The following is a 6,051-nucleotide window of genomic DNA, read 5'->3' as shown; positions in this document are numbered from 1 at the left end:
CGGCGACGAGGCGCTCGATCTGGGTGCGCACGAGCTTCGCGACGCGCGGGCGCATCGCACTCGAGGCTCCGCCGACGTGCGGCGTGATGAGCACGCCGGGAAGGCTCCAGAGCGCGTGCCCTTCCGGCAGCGGCTCCGGATCGGTGACGTCCAGCGCCGCGCGGATGCGGCCGCGGCCGATGTGATCGACCAGTGCCTCGGTGTCGATCAGCGAGCCGCGTCCGACGTTGACGACCAGCGCGCCGTCGGGCAGCGCCGATAGGAAGGCGTCGTCGACCAGGTTCTTCGTCGCGTCGCCGCCGGGAAGCGTCAGCACCACGATCTCGGCGTCGGGGAGCAGCACGGGCAGCTCGTCGATGCCGTGGACGGCCACGCCGTCCTCGTCGCGTGCCCGCGAGGCGACCGGGGTCAGCTCCACCTCGAAGGGGGCGAGCCGAGCGGCCACCGCCTTGCCGACGCCCCCGTAGCCGAGCAGCAGAACGCGGCGGTCGGCGAGGCTCTGTGCGAAGACCGGCGCCCAGCGGCCGCCGGCGGTGTCGACGGCGAACGCGTCGATGTGCCGCTGCGCGGCGATCGCGAGCCCCACGGCGAGCTCGGCGGTCGAGGTCTCGTGCACCGAGGCGGCGTTGGCGAACGTGAGCCCTGCCGGCAGGATGTCGGCGACGCCGTCGTAGCCGATGGACTGGCTCTGCACGAGCCCGACCTCGACGTCCTCGAGGCGCTCGAGCACGCGCGCCATCGACATGTACGGCGGCACCACCATGTCGAACCGCGGGCGGGGCGCCGCGGCATCCATCGGCCACACCACCAGTTCGACGCTCGAGGGGAGCTCCCCGAGATCGGCGGCGAGTTCTTCGGTGGGGACGCTGACGACGAGATTCCGGATGCCACTGCTCACGCCGTCCACGCTACCGGCGCGGTGCCGTCCGGTCGTCGCCGGGCGGCGCTACGCTCTCGGCCAGCGGATACCGTCGCCCGAGCGGCGCTTCGCACGAGGAGGCGGACGTGGTTCCCGAGATCAACTACTGGGCAGTGCTGATCGCGACGGCGTCGAGCATGGTCGTCGGCTCGATCTGGTACACGCCGAAGGTGTTCGGCACGCGATGGGCGAAGCTCGCGAACGTCGACATGGACCGGCCGGGCGCGAGCGCCGTGGTGCCGATCGTGGTCACGGTCATCGTGAGCTTCATCACAGCGTGGGTGCTCGCCGGCGCGTCATCGATCGCGTGGCACTTCTACAGCGGCAGCTACCTGTGGTCGGCGCTGGCCACCGGCGTCATCCTGTGGGCAGGCTTCACGGCCGCGCGGTTCATCACGCACGATGCGTTCGAGGGCCGCCCGTCGTCGCTGACGGTGCTGAACATCGCCCACGAGCTGGTGACGATCGTCATCATGGCGCTCATCATCGGCGTGTGGCCGCCCGCCGGCACCGTCTAGCCGTAGCGGTGCAGCGACCGGTGGGGGTCAGGCCGCGGCGCCGACCACGGCGGCGATGGCCGAGGTGAAGAACGACAGGCCGTCGACGCCCGACCGCATGGCGTCCGCGGTGTCGGGGCCGAAGCCGGGCTCGACGGCGTGCTCGGGGTGCGGCATGAGGCCGACCACGTTGCCGCGTTCGTTGGAGATGCCGGCGATGTCACGCAGCGAGCCGTTCGGGTTCACGCCCACATACCGGAAGGTGACGAGGCCCTCGCCCTCGAGGCGGTCGAGTTCGTCCTCGGAGGCGATGTAGCCGCCGTCGGCGTTCTTGAGCGGGATCACGATCTCCTGGCCGGAGGCGAAATCGCTGGTCCACGCGGTGTCGTTGTTCTCCACGCGCAGGCGCTGGTCGCGGCGGATGAACTGCTGGTGCGCGTTGCGGATCAGGCCGCCCGGGAGCAGGTGGGCCTCAACCAGCATCTGGAAGCCGTTGCAGATGCCGAGGATCGGCATGCCCTGGGCCGCGGCATCCTTCACCTCCGACATGATCGGGGCGAGCGCGGCGATCGCTCCGGCGCGCAGGTAGTCGCCGTAACTGAAGCCGCCCGGCAGCACGAGACCGTCGACGCCGTCGAGGTCGTGCGAGCCGTGCCAGAGGGCGACGGGCTCGCCGCCGGCGATCTCGATCGCGCGCTGGGCGTCGCGGTCGTCGAGCGAGCCAGGGAAGGTGATGACCCCGATGCGCGCGGTCATTCCACGACCTCGATGCCGACGACGTCCTCGATCACCGCGTTCGACAGGATCTCGTCGGCGATGCGCTGGGCCTCGGCGAGCACCTCTTCGGTGACCTCGCCCTCGACGGTGAGCTCGAAGCGCTTGCCGATGCGCACCGCGCTGAAGTCCGAGACCCCCAGTCGCGCGAAGGCGCCCGAGACGGCCTTCCCCTGCGGGTCCAGAAGCTCGGCCTTGGGCATGACGTCGACGACGATGGTGGGCATGTGAGAGCTCCGGATGTCGCGGGCAGGGGTCCCGTCCAGTCTACGGGCCCCCGCATCCCTCGTTCTCTCCCTGGCGTGAGCGGTTCGTGACGCAACCGTGATCAATCCGTGGGAGCGCTCCCTTGACTTCGTGGGAGCGCTCCCGTAGCGTGACCTCTCGACCGGTGGGAACGCTCCCACGGTCGCACCACCCGGCACGGATCCGATCCGCGCCGATCCTGCAACACACACGACCCTGACAACACAAAGGAGTGACAGTGAACGCACGCGCCTTCCGCAGAAGCGCCGTGGCAATCGCCGCATTCTCGGCTTCCGCCATCGTCCTCGCCGGCTGTGCCGGCGGCAGCGGCAACGACGATGCCGGCGGCGAAGACGGCGAGATCACGCTGACCCTGGCGACCTTCAACGACTTCGGCTACGACGATGAACTCCTCCAGGAGTACATGGACGAGAACCCGAACGTGAAGATCGTCCACAACAAGGCCGCCATCACCGATGACGCCCGCTCGAACTTCTTCGCGAAGCTCGGCAAGGAGGGTCTCGCCGACATCGAGGCCGTCGAGGTTGACTGGTTCGCCGAGGCCATGCAGTACTCCGACCTGCTCGCCGAGGTGCCCGACAGCGCCAAGGGCCGCTGGGTGGAGTGGAAGGAAGAGGCTGCGACCGACGCCGATGGGCGTCTCGTGGGCTTCGGCACCGACATCGGCCCGCAGGCCGTGTGCTATCGCGCCGACCTGTTCGCCGCGGCCGGTCTGCCTTCCACGCCCGACGAGGTCGCCGCTGAGATCGACGGCGACTGGAACACGTTCTTCGACCTGGCCGACACGTACAAGGCAGCGACCGGCAAGCCGATGATCGACGCCGCGAACTCCGCGTTCCAGGGCATCATCAACCAGGTCGAGTTCCCCTACGACGAGGAAGACGGCACCGTCGTCGCGACGACCAGCCCCGAGACCAAGGCTGCGTACGAACTCGTCGTCGAGCGCGGCATCCCGAACTCGGCGTACTCGGGCCAGTGGTCCGACGACTGGAACGCCTCGATGGCCAACGGTGAGTTCGCCGCGATGCTGTGCCCGCCGTGGATGCTCGGCATCATCTCGGGCAACGCGCCCGAGGTCACCGGCTGGGAGATCGCGAACGCGTTCCCCAACGGCGGCGGCAACTGGGGCGGCTCGTACCTGACCGTCCCGGCCAACGGCAAGAACGTCGATGAGGCGCTCAAGCTCGCCGACTGGCTGACCGCTCCCGAGCAGCAGGAGAAGACCTTCGTCAACGTCGGCGCGTTCCCGAGCGCCATCGACGCCCAGGCCGCTCCGTCGATCACGGACTCGACGAACGAGTACTTCGCCGACGCACCGACCGGCGCGATCTTCGCCGACCGCTCCGAGGCGATCACGGTCACGCCGTACAAGAGCGCGGACTACTTCAAGTACAACACCGCGCTGCAGGACGCCATCACGCGAGTCTTCGACGGTGTCGAAGACGCGCAGACCTCGTGGGACACGTTCGTCGCCGAAGTCGAAGCCTTCTGATCGGCCGATACTGACGGCCATGTCCGCTCGCCGGACGTGATCTGACAGCAGTACCGGAGTGCGTGCGGGTCCACCGCGACCCGCACGCACTCCACCCAGCGCCCACCCCTCCATCCGGATCGGAGCCCCCCGGTGACCTCGACCGCAACCCGCCCCACGTCATCGGGGCCGGCCGATCGGCCCAAACCAGAACGCGCCCCGCGCGTGCTGTCCTTCTCCCATCGCCTGAGCCGCTGGGACCTGAAGGTCTCGCCCTACCTCTACATCTCGCCGTTCTTCATCCTGTTCGCGATCGTGGGACTCTTCCCGATCGTCTACACGGCGGTCATCTCGTTCCAGGAGTGGGACCTCGTCCGCAACTCCGGCACGTTCGTCGGCTTCGACCAGTACATCTGGATCCTGTCGCAGGCGGACTTCTGGGTCGCACTCCGCAACACCTTCAGCATCTTCCTGCTGTCGTCGGTACCGCAGATCGTGCTCGCGCTGTTCATCGCGGCGATGCTCGACCGCAACATCCGGGCCAAGACCTTCTGGCGGATGAGCGTGCTGCTCCCGTACGTCATGGCCCCGGTCGCCGTCGCGCTGATCTTCAGCAACATGTTCGGCGACAACCACGGCCTGGTGAACAACATCCTCACCAGCATCGGGCTCGACCCGATCGCCTGGCACAAGGATCCGTTCTGGAGCCACATCGCCATCGCGACGATGGTCAACTTCCGCTGGACCGGCTACAACGCCCTGATCCTGCTCGCCGCCATGCAGGCCGTGCCCCGCGAGTACTACGAGGCCGCCACCGTCGACGGCGCCAACGCGTTCCGCCAGTTCTGGAGCATCACGCTCCCGTCGCTGAAGCCGACGCTCATCTTCGTGATCATCACCTCGACGATCGGCGGACTGCAGATCTTCGACGAGCCGCGCATGTTCGACACGTTCGGCCGCGGCGGTGCCGCCAACCAGTGGCTGACGATCACGCTGTACCTCTACAACATCGGCTGGGGCGAGTTCAACTTCGGCCGCGCCGCGGCGCTGGCGTGGATCCTGTTCATCATCATCCTCGCCATCGGCCTGATCAATCTCGTCATCACCCGTCGCCTCGTGCGCGACGAGGGCGGGCGCGGCGTCGTGCGACGCCGCCGCCGCCGGAAGGGAGCCACGCAGTGAGCGCCATCAGCACCCCGCCCCTCGCCGTCGTCGAGGAGAACCTCCCCAACGCCCGCAAGAGCAACCGCACGACCAAGATCCGCGGTGTCCGCGCCGGCCTCTGGGTGTACATCGGGCTCGGCGTGGTCGTCGTCTCGGCGATCTTCCCCTACTACTGGTCGTTCCTGATCGGCTCGGGGGATGCCTCGACCATCAACAACCCCAACATGTCGTGGCTGCCCGGCGGCAACTTCATCGCCAATGCCCTGTCGGTCGTCAACGACCCCGCGGTGAACTTCTGGCTCGCGCTCTGGAACTCGATCTTCAGCTCGACCGTGATCTCGGTATCGGTCGTCGTCTTCTCGACGCTCGCCGGATGGGCGTTCGCGAAGCTCCGCTTCCCCGGCGGCAAGTGGCTGCTGGCCTTCGTGGTCGCCACGATGGCCGTGCCCATGCAGCTCGGCGTCGTGCCGCTGTACATCCTGTTCGCGGACCTCGGATGGACCGGCCAGATCGGCGCGATCATCATCCCCGCGCTCACCAGCGCCTTCGGCGTGTTCTGGATGACGCAGTACCTGTCGCAGACCGTGCCCGACGAGCTCATCGAGGCGGCGCGCGTGGACGGGGCATCCATGATCCGCACCTTCTGGACGGTCGGCGTCACCGCCGCCCGCCCCGCAGCCGCGATGCTCTTCCTCTTCACCTTCGTCGGCGCCTGGAACCAGTTCTTCTGGCCGTTCATCGTGCTCGACCGGCAGAGCCCCACTCTGCCCGTGGCGCTGTCGCTCCTGCAGTCGAACTACTTCGTCGACTACTCGATCGTGCTGGCGGGCGTGCTGCTGGCGACCATCCCTCTGCTGATCCTGTTCGCCTTCACGGGCAAGCAGCTGGTCAGCGGCATCATGGCCGGCGCGGTCAAGGGCTAGGCCTCCCGCCTCGCCACGGCCCCCGACATCCTGAAT

7 protein-coding genes are annotated in these 6,051 nt (G+C 68.1%); 4 read left to right on the top strand and 3 right to left on the bottom strand.

Annotated features, from left to right (window positions below):
* Positions 1-898, bottom strand: an 898-nt coding sequence (locus B1729_RS12860) for a 2-hydroxyacid dehydrogenase (protein ID WP_204318917.1), incomplete at its 3' end; no start/stop codon positions are given.
* Between the two features lie 107 nt (positions 899-1,005).
* Between B1729_RS12860 and B1729_RS12855 the strand changes: the two genes are divergently transcribed.
* The gene (locus tag B1729_RS12855) at positions 1,006-1,437 is read left to right on the top strand and encodes a DUF1761 domain-containing protein (RefSeq protein ID WP_163633074.1); all 432 of its coding nucleotides are present in this window, start codon (positions 1,006-1,008) and stop codon (positions 1,435-1,437) included.
* A gap of 27 nt (positions 1,438-1,464) precedes the next feature.
* Here B1729_RS12855 and purQ read toward each other — a convergent pair whose 3' ends face one another.
* Positions 1,465-2,172 carry a phosphoribosylformylglycinamidine synthase subunit PurQ gene (gene purQ / locus B1729_RS12850; RefSeq protein ID WP_163615966.1) on the bottom strand — a complete coding sequence of 236 codons (708 nt, stop codon included), beginning with the start codon at positions 2,170-2,172 and terminating at the stop codon, positions 1,465-1,467.
* On the bottom strand, positions 2,169-2,417 hold the full coding sequence (purS, locus tag B1729_RS12845; RefSeq protein WP_163615967.1) for a phosphoribosylformylglycinamidine synthase subunit PurS: 249 nt from the start codon (positions 2,415-2,417) through the stop codon (positions 2,169-2,171). The genes purQ and purS overlap by 4 nt, the downstream gene beginning before the upstream one ends.
* Before the next feature lie 287 nt (positions 2,418-2,704).
* Here purS and B1729_RS12840 point away from each other — a divergent pair, with 287 nt between their 5' ends.
* The 3 genes from B1729_RS12840 to B1729_RS12830 all read left to right on the top strand — a co-directional run bounded on the left by B1729_RS12840 (position 2,705) and on the right by B1729_RS12830 (position 6,015).
* Positions 2,705-3,949 carry an ABC transporter substrate-binding protein gene (locus B1729_RS12840; protein WP_345770748.1) on the top strand — a complete coding sequence of 415 codons (1,245 nt, stop codon included), beginning with the start codon at positions 2,705-2,707 and terminating at the stop codon, positions 3,947-3,949.
* A 132-nt stretch (positions 3,950-4,081) separates the two neighbouring features.
* Positions 4,082-5,110, top strand: coding sequence for a sugar ABC transporter permease (locus B1729_RS12835; protein WP_163633072.1), 1,029 nt, complete (start codon positions 4,082-4,084; stop codon positions 5,108-5,110).
* Positions 5,107-6,015 (top strand): carbohydrate ABC transporter permease, encoded by a 909-nt coding sequence (locus tag B1729_RS12830; protein WP_163615972.1) that lies wholly within the window; start codon positions 5,107-5,109, stop codon positions 6,013-6,015. Before B1729_RS12835 ends, B1729_RS12830 begins: the two co-directional genes overlap by 4 nt.
* The last annotated feature ends 36 nt before the right edge of the window (positions 6,016-6,051 follow it).

The organism is Microbacterium sp. B35-04 (assembly GCF_010634885.1).
Lineage (GTDB): Bacteria > Actinomycetota > Actinomycetes > Actinomycetales > Microbacteriaceae > Microbacterium.
This window is presented reverse-complemented; position numbering and strand designations above follow the sequence as displayed.

Coding starts and splice junctions, on each gene's coding strand:
- purQ (WP_163615966.1), bottom strand. CDS start 2,172: ATGACCGCGCGCATCGGGGTCATCACCTTCCCTGGCTCGCTCGACGAC.
- purS (WP_163615967.1), bottom strand. CDS start 2,417: ATGCCCACCATCGTCGTCGACGTCATGCCCAAGGCCGAGCTTCTGGAC.